Below are 13,676 nucleotides of genomic sequence, written 5' to 3'. Positions count from 1 at the left end.
CTTAGGTTCCCGCGGTTTGAAGCCCGTTAACAGCGCTGTTTGCGGCCCGGCCCGGCTTGTGCGAGAGGGCGGCGGCTGCGATCCTTGCGCCGTCAACCGGGGCGGTCACCTTGATGCGACTGGACGAGGCGTCTTCGGCCCCGCGCGTCCTGATTTACAGCCACGACACCTTCGGGCTGGGGCATCTGCGCCGCTCGCGGGCGATCGCCAACGCGATCGTGGCGTGCAACCGCGGCGCTCAAGCGATGATCGTCTCGGGCTCGCCGGTGGTTGATCGCTTCGCCTTTGCGCCGGGCGTCCGGACCGTCCGGCTGCCGCCGGTGACCAAGTTCGCGGATGGCAATTATGCCAGCCTCGACGCGGCGACCCCCCTCGCCCGCACGGTCGAGCAGCGGTCGGCGATCATCGCCCAGGCCTGCGGAACCTTCCGCCCCGACCTGATCATCGTCGACAAGGAACCGGCTGGCTTCCACGGCGAGTTGCTGCCGGTGCTGGAAGGCGCCGCCGACCGCGACATCCGCCTGGTCCTCGGACTGCGCGACGTCCTCGACGACGCCGATCGTCTCGTGCCCGAATGGGAGCGCAAGGGGGCGATCGAGACGATGGTGCAGTTCTACGACGAGATCTGGGTCTATGGGCTGAGCCGCATCCATCAGCCCCTCGCGGCGCTGCCGATGGATCCCGAGATCGCCGCGCGCATCGACGCGCGCCTGATCTATACCGGCTATCTGCGCCGGGACCTCCCGGAGCGCCGCGCCGGCCGCGAGGAGCCGGCCATCGCCGACGGCCCGTTCATTCTGGTCACGCCGGGCGGCGGCGGCGATGGTGCCGCCCTGATCGACTGGGTGATCGCCGCCTACGAGGCCGATCCGGCGATCCCTTTGCCCGCCCTGATTGCCTTCGGTCCCTTCCTCGATACCGCCACCCGCGACGGTTTCGCGGCGCGCATCCGCGCGCTCGGCGGAAAGATCGCCGCGATCACCTTCGACAGCGAGATCGAGTTCCTGTTGCGCAAGGCCGCCGGCATCGTCGCCATGGGGGGCTACAACACCTTCTGCGAGATTCTGTCCTTCGACCGTCGCGCAATCCTCGTGCCCCGGACCGAGCCGCGGCGGGAGCAGGCGATCCGGGCGCTCGCGGCCGAGCGGCTTGGCCTCGCGCGGGTCCTGATGGAGGCCGAGGGCCGGACGCCCGGGCGCATGGCGGCCGCGCTCCGCGACCTGCCGGAGCAGGATCCGCCGTCGCGGGTGCTGGTGCCGGGTCTGCTCGACGGCCTCGACGCGGTGGCCCGCCGCGTGCGGGCGCTGACGGCGCGCGGCAGCGCGGACGAAGAGACCCGCCCGTGCCTGCAGGCCTATTCGTGAGCGCCAAACGGGTCGCCGTGGTGCTGAAGGGCTATCCGCGGCTCTCCGAGACCTTCATCGCGCAGGAGCTGCTCGCCTTGGAGCGGCGCGGTCTGTCCCTGGAGATCTGGTCCCTGCGCCGCCCGACCGACCGGGCGCGCCATCCGATGCACGGGCAGATCCGAGCCGAGGCCGCCTACCTGCCCGAATATCTGCGCGATGCGCCGCTGCGTGTGCTCCGCGGACTCGGTGCGGCGCTCCGGCGGCGGAATCTCCCGGCGCTTCTCGCGCTGTTCGCCCGCGACTTCCGGCGCGACCCGACGGCGTCGCGGCTGCGCCGCCTCGGGCAGGCCCTGGTCCTGGCCCGGGAACTGCCGGCCGACGTCGCCCATATCCATGTGCATTTTCTGCATACGCCGGCCAGCGTCGCCCGCTACGCCGCGCTGCTCACCGCGCGCCGGTGGAGCTTCTCGGCGCATGCCAAGGATATCTGGACGACGCCGGACTGGGAGCTGACCGAGAAGCTGCGCGACGCCGCTTGGGGTGTGACCTGTACCCGCGACGGGCTTGCACGTCTGGACGCGCTCGCGCCCGGCCGGACGCTGCTCGCCTACCACGGGCTCGACCTCAGCCGCTTTCCGATCCCGCCGCCGCATGAAACGCGCGACGGCACGGATCCAGCCCAGCCGCTCCGGCTCCTCTGCGTCGGCCGGCTCGTCGCCAAGAAGGGACACGACGATCTCATCGACGCCCTGGCCACCCTGCCCCCAGGCCTGCATTGGCAGCTCGACCTGATCGGCGGCGGAGAGTTGCGCGCTGCCCTGGAGGCGCGGGTTGGCACCTGTGGCCTCGCTGAGCGGATCCGCTTCCGGGGCGCCCTGGCGCAGCCTGCGGTGATCGAGGCCATGCGCGCGGCCGATCTGTTCGTCCTGCCGACGAAGCCGGCCCCGGGCGGCGACCGCGACGGATTGCCGAACGTGCTGATGGAGGCGGCAAGCCAAGCGTTGCCGATTCTGGCGACCGCATTCGCCGGCACGCCGGAATTCATCACCGATGGCACGCACGGGGTCCTGGTCCCGCCGGGCGACCCGGCGGTGCTGGCGGCGGCGCTGATCCGTCTCGCCGACGATCCGGGCCTCCGCCGGAGGCTGGGCGAGGCCGCCCGGGCGCGGCTTGTGCGAGACTTCTCCGAGGAGGCCGCGATCGCGCTGATCGCCGGCCGGCTGCGTGCCTCCGCGGGTCTGTCGTCGGACGTGGCCGCACACGAATCGGAGCTGCCCGCGTGCGCGTCCTGATCGCGGTGACGCATCTCTTGGGCGCGGGGCATCTCACCCGCGCCGCCGCCCTCGCCCGCGCCTTCGCGGCGGCCGGTCACGAGACGCTGCTGGTCTCAGGGGGCGTTCCGGCGCCTATGGTCCGCCGCGACGGCCTGCGCCTCGTTCAGCTGCCGCCGCTCCGGATCGCCGGCACGGAGTTCTCGACGCTGCTGGAGCCCGACGGCCGTCCGGCCGAGCCGGCGCTGCTGGCACGCCGAAGCGCCCTGATGATCGAGACCGTGACGGCCTTCGGACCGGATGCCGTCATCACCGAGCTGTTCCCCTTCGGCCGGCGCGCCCTGGCACACGAGTTCCTGGCTCTGGTGGATGCCGCTCGTGCAGGTCGGCCGCGCCCGCTCGTCCTCGCATCCGTTCGCGACATTCTCGTCGCCTCGACGAAGCCCGCGCGCATCGCCGAGGCGCACGCACGCGTGGCGGACCTCTACGACGCCGTTCTGGTACACGGCGATCCGGCTCTCGTGCCCCTCGATACCTCCTGGCCCGTCGATGCGGCCACCGCCGCGAAAGTCCGGTACACCGGCTACGTGGACGAGGGCACGGTCGCTCCGCCGGCAATCCGTCGCGCCGGCGTGCTGGTCGCCGCCGGATCCGGGCCGGCCGGGCTGGTTCTGCTCGGCGCTGCCGCCGAGGCGGCCCGGCAACGGCCGGATCTCGGCTGGCGGATCCTCGCCGGTCATGGCGTGCCCGTGGCGGCGCTGGCCGGGATCGGCCGCGATCTTCCTCCAGGCGTCCTCGGCCGTGCCCGGCCCGACTACCGCGCCCTCCTGGCCGGGGCCGCCGTCTCTGTGAGCCAGTGCGGCTACAACACGGCCATCGATCTCCTCGCCACGGGCACGCCCGCCGTGCTGGTGCCGTTCGAGGCCGGCGTCGAGACCGAGCAACGCCTGCGCGCCGCGTGCCTCGCCGCCCGCGGTCTCGCCCGTGTGCTGCCGGAATCGGAGTTGACGGCCCAAACCCTGGTCCAGGCCGTCGAGGCCCAGGCGGCTGCACCCGTCCCCGGTCCGCACGGCATCGACATCGCCGGCGCCCGGCGCACGGTGGAACTGGTCGAGAGCCTGCACGGCGTCGGTCCGGCGCGGCGCGGATCCGTTCCCCCGACGGATCCGGCCTTCGCGGTCATCGATCGCGCCCTGGATTCCGTGGCCGCCCGCGGCGGGCGTGTTCCGCTGTTCTGGCGCGACGACGATGCGATCGCGGCGAGCCCGGAGCTCGATCGGCTCGTGGGGCTTGCGGAGGCGCACGGCATCCCGCTGCTCCTCGCGGCGATTCCGTCCGGGATCGAGCCGTCGCTCAAACGGCGCCTCGAAACGGCTCCGGGCGTGAGGGTCGCCATTCATGGCCTCGCCCACAGCAACCACGCGCCCCCCGGCGAGAAGCCGGCGGAGTTCGGTGCGCACCGGCCCCTCGATATCCGGATCGCGGAGGCCGCGGCCGGCTTGAGGATCGCCCGCGCGCGGCTGGCGGAGGCCACGGTGCTGCCGGTCTTCGTCCCACCCTGGAACCGCCTCGCGCCGGATCTCGCCGCCGCCCTGCCTGATCTCGGCTATTGCGGCCTCTCGGCCGTACCCGGCCCACCGGTTCCGGGTCTGCGCCGGCTCGACGCCACGCTTGACCCGATCGACTGGCGGGGCACCCGGTCCCTGCGCGATCCGGAGGCGCTGCTGACCGGCGTCGCCGACGCCATCGTCCGTGCGCCGGAGCAGCCGGTCGGTCTGCTGACCCACCATCGCGTCCATGACGACGCCCTCTGGAGCTTCGTCGCGGCGCTGATCGCGCACCTCGTCCGGCACCCGGCGATACAGCTGCTGGATCTTCGCGAGCACTTCGGCGTCGCCGCGATGGACATGGGCCTCAAGGCGTCTAAGTCTCGGGTCTCACAGATCGCGAGGACGGGTTGAGCCCGCTATTGTCCATCCGCGACCTCGCGGTCGCGTTCCGCACGGAGAGCGGCCCGTTCGAGGCGCTGCACGGCCTGTCCCTCGACGTTCACCGCGGCCGGACCCTTGCTCTCGTCGGGGAGTCCGGCTCGGGCAAATCGGTGACCGCCCAGGCGATCCTCCGGATTCTGCCCCCGGCCGCCGCCATCACCCGCGGCCGGATCCTGTTTCGGGATGGCGAAACGGAGACCGACATCGCGCGCCTCCCCGCCGACAGCGAGGCGATGCGGGCGATCCGCGGCCAGCGGATCGCGATGATCTTCCAGGAGCCGATGACCTGCCTGTCTCCGCTCCACACGGTGGGCGATCAGATTGGCGAGGCCCTGCGGATCCATACCGGTGCCGACCGCAAGGAGGCGGATGCCCGAACCGAGGAGGCGCTGGCCCGGGTCGGCTTCCCCGATCCGCACCGCGCCCTGCGGACCTATCCGTTCGAGCTGTCCGGGGGCCTACGCCAGCGGGCCATGATCGCCATGGCGCTCATCCTGAAGCCCGCCCTGCTGGTGGCCGACGAGCCGACCACCGCGCTCGACGTCACAACGCAGGCTCAGATCCTCGCCCTGCTCGCCCGGCTCCAGGAGGAGACCGGGATGGCGATCCTGCTGATCACGCACGATCTCGGCGTGGTGGCCAACATCGCCCACGACGTGGCGGTCCTGTATCGCGGCCGCCTCGTGGAGGCGGGCCCGCGCGACACGGTGATGCGGACGCCGGGCCATGCCTATCTCCGCGCGCTCCTTCACGCGGTGCCCCGCTTCGACATGCAACCCGGCGAGCGCCTGACGCCGATCCGCCCCGCGCGGGCCGAGATACCGCCCGGGCAGAAGCCCGCGCCGCTGCCGGGGCCGCTCCTCCAGGTCGAGGGCGTCAGCAAGAGCTTCACCCTGCGCGCGGGACGGATGTGGCAGAAGCCGCGGACCGTCCATGCGGTCTCGGACGTCTCGCTCAGCCTCGCGGGCGGCCAGACGCTCGGGCTCGTCGGCGAGTCCGGATCGGGCAAAACCACCGTCTCGAAGATGATCATGCGGGCGCTGCGGCCGGATGCCGGGCGGATCCTGTTCGACGACGGTAGCGGCCCCCGGGACGTCCACGCCTTGAGCGGCGATGCGTTGTTCGCCTATCGCCGCACGGTCCAGTTCGTGTTCCAGGACCCCTACGCGTCCCTGGATCCGCGCATGACCGTGCGCCAGATCCTGTCCGAGCCGATGGAGATCCACGGCGTCCCGGCAGGAGAGCGACGGGAGCGCTGTCGTGCCCTGATGGCGATGGTCGGTCTGGAGTCGAGCGGTCTCGGCCGCTACCCGCACGCCTTCTCGGGCGGCCAGCGGCAGCGCATCGGCATCGCCCGGGCCCTCGCCCCGAAGCCGCGGCTGCTGGTGCTCGACGAGCCGGTCTCGGCCCTCGACGTCTCGGTCCAGGCCCAGATCCTGAACCTGCTCAAGGATCTCCAGGCGGCGCTGGGTCTCTCCTACCTCATCGTCTCCCACAATCTGGCAGTGATCGACTACATGGCTGATACCATCAGCGTGATGTGCCGGGGGCGCATCGTCGAAGAGGCGCCCCGCGCCGCCCTGTTCCGCCGGCCGGTCCATCCCTATACGCAGGCGCTGCTCGCGGCCGTGCCGGATCCGAGCCTCGACCATCCGCTCGATTTCGCGGCGGTCGCGGGCGACCAGAACGATCCGATGCGCTGGGAGGAGCCTTTTCGCCTGGCCCCCGACGAGGCCGGGGCGATGCGCGCGGTCGAGATCGGCCACCGGGTGCGCTTCGGCGCCGCCCACGCGGTCGAGGCCGCGTGATGCAGGCCCGGCCACCCGTGATGCTGGAGCGCCTGCGCCGCAAGGTGCTGTCGCCGCTCTTCGACCGCCTGGGCTACGACCTCGTCCCGGCGGCCCCCGACTGGAGCCACCGGCCGACGTCACCGCGCGAGGTGGCGACGCTGCTCGAATCGGCCGCCGCCATCCTGGAACGGGATCTCGCCGCCGCCGGCCTGGTTCCGGATGGCGACGTCCTCGAACAGGTCCAGGCGTTCTGGGCGCTGATCCCCACCGCGCCCGTCCGCCAGCGCCGGGGCGGCAGCGGCTTCAACGGCGCGCTGCAGCTCTACATCGCGATGCGGGCGCTGAAGCCGGATTTCGTGGTCGAATCCGGCGTGTTCCGCGGCCTCACCACCTGGGTCATCCGGCAGGCCCGCCCGCAGGCACAGATCTTCTGCCACGATCCCGACCTGTCGGGCCTCCAGTACCGCGACCGGCAGGCGCGCTACAGCACCGCCGACTGGTCGAAAGCCGACTGGTCCATGCTGGACCCGGCGCGGACGGTGGCGTTCTTCGACGACCACGTCGCCCAGGGGCGGCGGGTCGTCGAGGCGCAGGCCCGGGGCCTGACCCGTCTGCTCTTCGACGACGATGCGGCCGGACACCGGATCCACGCCCATGGCGGACCTGCGCATCCGACCATCGCGATGATCACCGGCCCCGAACGCAGCCCGGAGCCGATCCGCTGGACCCGGAACGGCCGCCACTTCGAGCAGCCGGCCGACGATTCTCTTCTCCGGCAGGCTGCAGACCTGATCGTGCGGTCGCATGCCTTCGATGACCTGCACCGGGCCACGGGCTACTCGCCGGCGCGGCTGACCTCGGTGACGCTTCGGGGCAGCCCATGAGCGCCGGGGACTTCCGGGACGATTCTTCCGCCTCCCTCCCTCGCCGCGGCAGGCGGGACGGCACGGTCTCCCGCCGCGCCCTCCTCGTCGGCTTGGGCGCCACATTGAGCTGGTCGCGCGCGCCGTCATGGGCCTTCGCAGAGACGCCGCCGACGGATGCGCCCGGGCCGCCGACCAAGCCCGCCGTCGCCGACCTCGCTGCCCATGGCCGCCGTCTCGGGACGGCAGGCGGCACGATCCGGACCCTCATCGCGAAGGCCCGGGATGTCCGCTACCTGTCGGTCTACGGCTATACCCGCTTGGTCGGCTACGATGCCGCGCTGAACCTGCGGCCCGACGTGCTGGAGCGTGTCGATGTCGAGGGCGGGCGCTTCACCTTCACGCTCCGCCAGGGCCACCGCTGGTCGGACGGCCATCCGTTCACCACGGAGGATTTCCGCTATTACTGGGAGGACGTCGCCAACGAGAAGGCGCTGAATCCCGATGGGCCGCCGGCCTTCTTCCGGGTCGACGGCAAGCTGCCGCAGGTGGAATTCCTCGACCCGGTCACGGTCCGCTACAGCTGGGACCGGCCGAACCCGATGTTCCTGCCCGCCCTGGCGGCGCCGCGGGACCCGCTGATCTACCGGCCGGCGCACTACCTGAAACCGTATCATGCCCGCTATATCGGCAAGGAGGCGGCCGACGCGAAGGCCAAGGCGCTCAAGCTCCGCAGCTGGGCGGCGCTGCACAACCGCCTCGACGACAATTACGAGCTCAACAATCCGGAGTGTCCGACCCTGCAGGGCTGGGTGCCGCGGACCCGCTCGCCGGCCACCCGGTTCCGCTTCGAGCGCAACCGCAGCTACCACCGGGTCGACACGGCCGGCACGCAACTGCCCTATGTCGACACCATCGTGATGGACGTGGCTTCGCAGGGCCTCCTGGTCGCCAAGACCAACGCCGGCGAGGCCGACCTGATGTTTCGCGGCCTGACGATGCCCGATATCCCGAGCCTCAAGGAGGGTGAGGCGGCCCATCGGTACCGCACCAACCTGTGGCCCGTGGCCCGGGGATCGGAGATCGCCCTCTACCCGAATCTCACCACGACGGATCCGGCTTGGCGGCAGCTCAACCGCGACGTGCGCTACCGGCACGCCCTGTCGCTCGCCATCGATCGCCGGACCCTGAACAACACGCTGCTGTTCGGACTGGGCACCGAGGGGAACGATACGATCCTCTCGGACAGCGCCCTCTTCGAGCCGGAGATGCGGACGCTGAACGCCGCCTACGATCCGGCGCAGGCGGCGAAGCTCCTCGATGAACTCGGTCTGACCGGACGCGACGGCGCGGGCACGCGGCTGCTGCCCGGTGGGCGGCCGCTGGAGATCGTGGTGGAGAGCGACGGCGAGGCCGAGATGGTGCTGGACGCGCTGCTCCTCATCACGGAGTTCTGGCGCGAGGTCGGCATCCGGCTGATCACAAAGCCGCAGGAGCGCACCAACCTGCATCGGCGCTCCATCGGCGGCATGACCATCATGGTAGCCGCCCAGGGGCTCGACCTCGCGGTGCCGACCGCGATCATGCCGCCGACCGAGCTGAGCCCTGCCCAGCCGGAGCACTATTCCTGGCCCCTTTGGAGCATGAACGTCGAGAGCCGCGGCAAGAGCGGCGAGCCCTGCGACGTTCCGGAGGTCCAGCGGCTGCTCGACCTCGACCGCCAGTGGCGCGACACCGACGACGCCGCCAAGCAGGCCGCGATCTGGCGCGAGATGCTGACGAATCACGCGCGCAACACCTGGGTGATCGGCACGGTGGCGGGGGCGCTCCAGCCCGTTGTCGGCGCGGATCGCCTGATCAACCTTCCGAAGCGCGCCCTCTATTCCTGGGAACCCACTGCGATGATCGGCGTGCAGCGCCTCGACGAGCTGTTCTGGGAGACCGGCGCCGACACCCGCGCGGAGGTCCGGTGATCCGTCAGATCCTTCGCCGGATCGTCACCATGGCGGTGACGCTGCTGGTCATTTCGGCGCTCGTCTTCATCATCATCAAGCTGCCGCCCGGCGACTACCTGTCCAACCGGATCATGGAGCTGCGCGCCACCGGCGATGCCAGCTCCGTGGCGAAGGCGGAGTTGCTGATCCAGCAATACGGGCTCGACCGCCCGGTCTGGCAGCAATACCTGATGTGGATCGGGGTGATGCCCGGCTCGGTTGGGTTCTCGGGCCTGCTCCAGGGCGATTGGGGCTGGTCGTTCGAGTACGACAAGCCGGTGGCGGATGTCGTCGGCGACGCCCTGTGGTTGACCCTGCTGATCAATCTGACGGCCGTGGTGTTCGTCCACCTCGTCGCGATCCCGGCGGCGATCTATTCGGCGACACACCGGAACACGGTCGGCGACGCCGTCGTGACCCTGCTGGGCTATGTCGGCCTCGCGGTCCCGGGCTTCCTGCTGGCGCTGATCCTGCTCTTCTACGCCAACCGCTGGTTCGGGCTGTCGATCGGCGGCCTCTACGATTCGGCCCTCACCAACCAGCCCTGGACCTGGGAGAAGGTCCGCTCGCTCCTGGCGCATCTCATCGTGCCGACCCTGGTGATCGGACTCGGCGGTACGGCGGCCATGATCCGGCGGATGCGTGCCAACCTGCTGGACGAACTGGCCAAGCCCTACACGGTCACGGCCCGTGCCAAGGGCCTGCCGCCCCTGCAGGCGTTGCTGAAGTATCCGTTCCGGATGTCGCTGAACCCGTTCGTGGCGGATATCGGCAACCTGCTGCCGCACCTCGTCTCGGGTTCGGTTCTGGTCTCTCTGGTGCTCAGCCTGCCGACCGTCGGGCCGCTGCTCCTCGAAGCCTTGCGCAGTCAGGATCAGTTCATGGCCGGCTTCATCCTGATGTTCGTCGCGGCCTTGACCCTCGTCGGCATGCTGATCTCGGACCTGATCCTGGTCTGGCTCGATCCGCGCATCCGCATGGGCCTGCGATGAACCGGCCCGCCATGAACGACGCGCTCCCCGCATCGGGACATTTCGTCGATCCGGCCCCCTTCGAGCCTGAGGCCAGGGCCGAGAGCCCGGTCGCGACGGCGTCCGCCTGGCGGCTGATCCTGCGTAAGTTCCTGCGCCATCGTCTGGCCGTGGCCTCGGCCCTGATCCTGCTCGCCCTCTACGCGATCGTGCCCTTCGTCGAGCAGCTGGCACCCTACGGCCAGGCCCGCCGCAACGGCGACTACCTCTATGCGCCGCCCCAGGGCGTTCACCTGTTCCATGCGGACCGCTTCGTCGGCCCTTTCGTCTATCCCTACCGGGCCCATCTCGACCTCGACACGTTCCGCCGCGACTACAAGGTCGACGCGTCCGCGCCGCAGCCGTTGCGGTTCTTCTGCCGGGGCGACGGCTACGACTGGCTCGGGCTCGTCCACACCGACTGGCACCTCGTCTGCCCGCCGGAGAACGGGACGCTGTTCCTCCTCGGAACCGACAAGCTCGGGCGCGACCTGTTCTCCCGCATGGTCTACGGGGCCCGGATCTCCCTCACCATCGGCCTTGTCGGCGTGGCGATCTCCTTCACCCTCGGGCTCTTCTTCGGCGGTATCGCGGGCTATTTCGGCGGCGTGGTCGATGCCGGGGTGCAGCGGCTGATCGAGGTGGTCCGGTCCCTGCCCGAGCTGCCGCTCTGGCTCGCCCTGTCGGCGGCCCTGCCGCCGAACTGGAGCCCGCTGCTGATCTTCTTCGGGATCACGGTGATTCTCGGGCTGCTCGACTGGCCCGGGCTCGCCCGGGCGGTGCGCGGCAAGCTGCTGGCGCTGCGCGAGGAGGATTTCGTCCAGGCCGCCGAACTCATGGGCGCCTCGCCTGCCCGGGTGATCGGCCGGCACCTGATCCCGAACTTCATGAGCCACCTGATCGCCTCGGCGACCCTGTCGATCCCGACCATGATCCTCGGCGAGACCGCCCTGTCGTTCCTCGGCCTGGGCCTGAGACCGCCGGTGACCAGCTGGGGCGTGCTGCTCAACGAGGCGCAGAATCTTGCGGCGGTGCAGCTCTACCCTTGGCTGCTCCTGCCGGTCCTGCCCGTGCTGGTGACGGTGTTGGCCTTCAATTTCATGGGCGACGGCCTGCGCGACGCGGCCGATCCGTATCACTGACGGAGGCGGCCGTCCCCGCGCCCACGGGCGGGCGTCTCGAAACCCCTAACCCGCGAGCGGCAACGGTGCGATCCGTGTCGGTGCAGCGACGCCCTTGCGCTCGAGCAGGCCCGGCGGCGGCACCGGGGCGTCGATGGTGCAGACCACGCCGGTCGGCTCGTAGCTGAGGACGACCTCGCCGGCGAGTTCCCGGGCGAGGCTGCGCTCGATCAGACGCGAGCCGAAGCCGGTCCGCGTCGGCTTCTTCACCGGCGGGCCGCCGCGCTCGGACCACCGCAGCGACAGCTGCATGTCCTCCGCGCGCCGGACGGTCCACGAGATCTCGACCACGCCGCCCTCCGCGGAGAGCGCGCCGTACTTCACGGCGTTCGTACCGAGTTCGTGCAGGGCCATGGCGATGGACAGCGCGAGCCGTGGCGGCAGACGCAGGGCCGGTCCCACGACCTGGAACCGCGAGTCCCGGCCGGCGCCGGCCTCCAGAGGCCGGATCGCGTCCGCCACGACCGCGGAGAGTTCCGCGCCCTCCCAGCTCTCCCGCGTGAGGACATCGTGGACCCGCGCCAGGGCCAGGAGGCGCGCCTCAAAGGCGGCGCGTGCCGCATCGGCCTCCGCGCCCTCCAGCCCGCGCAGCGACTGGGCGGCGATCGACTGGACCGTCGCCAGGGTGTTCTTCACCCGGTGGTTCAACTCGTGGATCAGGAGCAGCAGGTGCTCCTCGGCATTCTTCGTGTCGGTGATGTCGATGTTGCAGCCGGTGTAGCCCAGGAAATTCTGTCCGTCGTCCAGCCGCGGGACACCCTCGCACTGGAGCCAGCGCACCGCCCCCGTCCGGTCGATCACCCGGGCCTCCGTGCGGAACGGGATCCGGGCCTCGAAGGCCTCCGCGAAGGCGGTCCGGAAGCCGTCCAGATCATCGGGATGGACGATCTGGTGCCAGCCATCGTCGTTGAACTGGTTGGCCGGCAGCCCGAACAGGTGCTCGAAATGAAGATTGGCGAAGCTGACCGCCCCGGTCTCGTCGGTCATCCAGATCAGGGCCGGCGCCGAATCGGCCATGTGCCGGAAGCGCGCCTCGCTCTCGCTCAGGGCGCTCAGGCCGCGCTTGGTCTCCGCCAGCGCCCGGTCGCGCTCCTCTTCCCGGGTCCGCAGCCGGAGCGAGGCCTCGGACAGCACGACGGCGAGTCGCTGGATCTCGTGCACCGGTGAGGACACCCGCGGGATCGCCTCGCCCCGGGCGAGGGCTGGCCCGGAGGCGGCCAGCAACCGGAGGGGGCGCGAGACCCGCGACCAGAGATTCACCGCCAGGAGCGACGACGTGGCGAGGACCAGCAGGCCGAAACCGGCGAACGCCCAGATCCAGCGCCGCACCCGCGCATCGACGACAGTCTGCGGGATGCTGGTGGCGACCATCCAGCCCGTGAGCCGCGAGCGCGCTTCGATCACCACCACCGGCTTGTGCTGGCGGTCCTGGCCGTCCCAGACGCCGGGCGTCGCCGACTGCACCTGTCGAAGGCTGGCAAGGCGCGGCTTGCCGACCACCGCCTCGGGATCCGGCAGCCGGGCGAGAACGATGCCGGCCCGGTCGCTGATGCCGGTGGTCCAGCCCGGGACGACCTCACGGGACAGGATGCCTTGGAGGCGCGACAGGGGCACCGTGAAGCTCAGGATGTAGCCGACCTCGCCGTCGATCATCACCGGCACGCCCACCGCGTAGGTCGCCTCGCCCGGCATCGGACCCGGCACGTAGCCGCTTACCATCGCCCGTTGCGTGCCCCGGGCGAGGTCCTGATCGAAGGGGAACGCGACGATCGGCATCGGCGCCCCACGAGGAACGCCGGTGTTCACCACCTCCTGACCGTTGGGCCGGCGCAGTAGGACGTCCAGATCGATCGATTCGCGCACGAGACGCGCTTGGGCGTCGAACGCCTCGAAATCGCCCTGCCGGATCCGCGGCGAGGTGGCCAGCGTCTGGAGCACCGAGACCAGACCGGCGGTGTCGCGGTCGAGGGATAGGCCGATGCCGCGCACGTTCTCGCGGGCGTCCTGCTCGAAGCGCGCCCGCTCGGCAGAGGCGTAGCGCATCAGCAGGATGCTGGTGAACAGCAGGCCCGGGCCGATCAGCGCGATCACCAGCGCGATCAGGTAGACCTGCGTCGAGAAGCCGTTCCGCCCGAAGCGATGCAGCCGCCGCGACAGCCACGACCGGCGCGCGGGGATGATCGCCGGGACGCCCGCCCCCTCGGCTTGGTGATCCGGACTCAAGCGGGGT

9 protein-coding genes are annotated in these 13,676 nt (G+C 70.9%); 8 read left to right on the top strand and 1 reads right to left on the bottom strand.

Annotation, left to right across the window (positions count from 1 at the left end; genetic code table 11):
• Window positions 1–113: 113 nt before the first annotated feature.
• Genes ABIC70_RS10465 through ABIC70_RS10430 form a run of 8 tightly spaced genes read left to right on the top strand, consistent with a single transcriptional unit; the run spans window position 114 to window position 11,407 of the window.
• On the top strand, window positions 114–1,364 hold the full coding sequence (locus tag ABIC70_RS10465) for a glycosyltransferase family protein (protein ID WP_354439679.1): 1,251 nt from the start codon (window positions 114–116) through the stop codon (window positions 1,362–1,364).
• Window positions 1,361–2,638, top strand: coding sequence for a glycosyltransferase family 4 protein (locus ABIC70_RS10460; RefSeq protein WP_354439747.1), 1,278 nt, complete (start codon window positions 1,361–1,363; stop codon window positions 2,636–2,638). The genes ABIC70_RS10465 and ABIC70_RS10460 overlap by 4 nt, the downstream gene beginning before the upstream one ends.
• Window positions 2,626–4,578 carry a glycosyltransferase gene (locus tag ABIC70_RS10455; RefSeq protein WP_354439678.1) on the top strand — a complete coding sequence of 651 codons (1,953 nt, stop codon included), beginning with the start codon at window positions 2,626–2,628 and terminating at the stop codon, window positions 4,576–4,578. The genes ABIC70_RS10460 and ABIC70_RS10455 overlap by 13 nt, the downstream gene beginning before the upstream one ends.
• Window positions 4,575–6,416: an ABC transporter ATP-binding protein gene (locus tag ABIC70_RS10450; RefSeq protein ID WP_354439677.1), complete on the top strand. Its 1,842-nt coding sequence runs from the start codon at window positions 4,575–4,577 to the stop codon at window positions 6,414–6,416. The genes ABIC70_RS10455 and ABIC70_RS10450 overlap by 4 nt, the downstream gene beginning before the upstream one ends.
• Entirely contained in the window at window positions 6,416–7,282 is an 867-nt protein-coding gene (locus ABIC70_RS10445) for a hypothetical protein (protein WP_043355095.1), read from the top strand. The genes ABIC70_RS10450 and ABIC70_RS10445 overlap by 1 nt, the downstream gene beginning before the upstream one ends.
• A complete protein-coding gene (locus tag ABIC70_RS10440) occupies window positions 7,279–9,234 on the top strand; it encodes an ABC transporter substrate-binding protein (protein WP_043355097.1) in 1,956 nt (651 codons plus the stop codon). Before ABIC70_RS10445 ends, ABIC70_RS10440 begins: the two co-directional genes overlap by 4 nt.
• Entirely contained in the window at window positions 9,231–10,247 is a 1,017-nt protein-coding gene (locus ABIC70_RS10435) for an ABC transporter permease (protein ID WP_354439676.1), read from the top strand. The genes ABIC70_RS10440 and ABIC70_RS10435 overlap by 4 nt, the downstream gene beginning before the upstream one ends.
• A gap of 11 nt (window positions 10,248–10,258) precedes the next feature.
• Window positions 10,259–11,407 carry an ABC transporter permease gene (locus tag ABIC70_RS10430; protein WP_075381927.1) on the top strand — a complete coding sequence of 383 codons (1,149 nt, stop codon included), beginning with the start codon at window positions 10,259–10,261 and terminating at the stop codon, window positions 11,405–11,407.
• Window positions 11,408–11,452: 45 nt separating this feature from the next.
• On the opposite strand, the gene ABIC70_RS10425 is transcribed toward ABIC70_RS10430, so the two are convergent.
• On the bottom strand, window positions 11,453–13,669 hold the full coding sequence (locus ABIC70_RS10425; RefSeq protein ID WP_081948575.1) for a sensor histidine kinase: 2,217 nt from the start codon (window positions 13,667–13,669) through the stop codon (window positions 11,453–11,455).
• Window positions 13,670–13,676 lie beyond the last annotated feature (7 nt).

Origin of the sequence: Methylobacterium sp. 1973 (genome assembly GCF_040545035.1) — a bacterium.
Lineage (GTDB): Bacteria > Pseudomonadota > Alphaproteobacteria > Rhizobiales > Beijerinckiaceae > Methylobacterium > Methylobacterium fujisawaense.
Note: the sequence above shows the minus strand (reverse complement) of the source record. Positions and strands in the feature narration are given on the sequence as shown.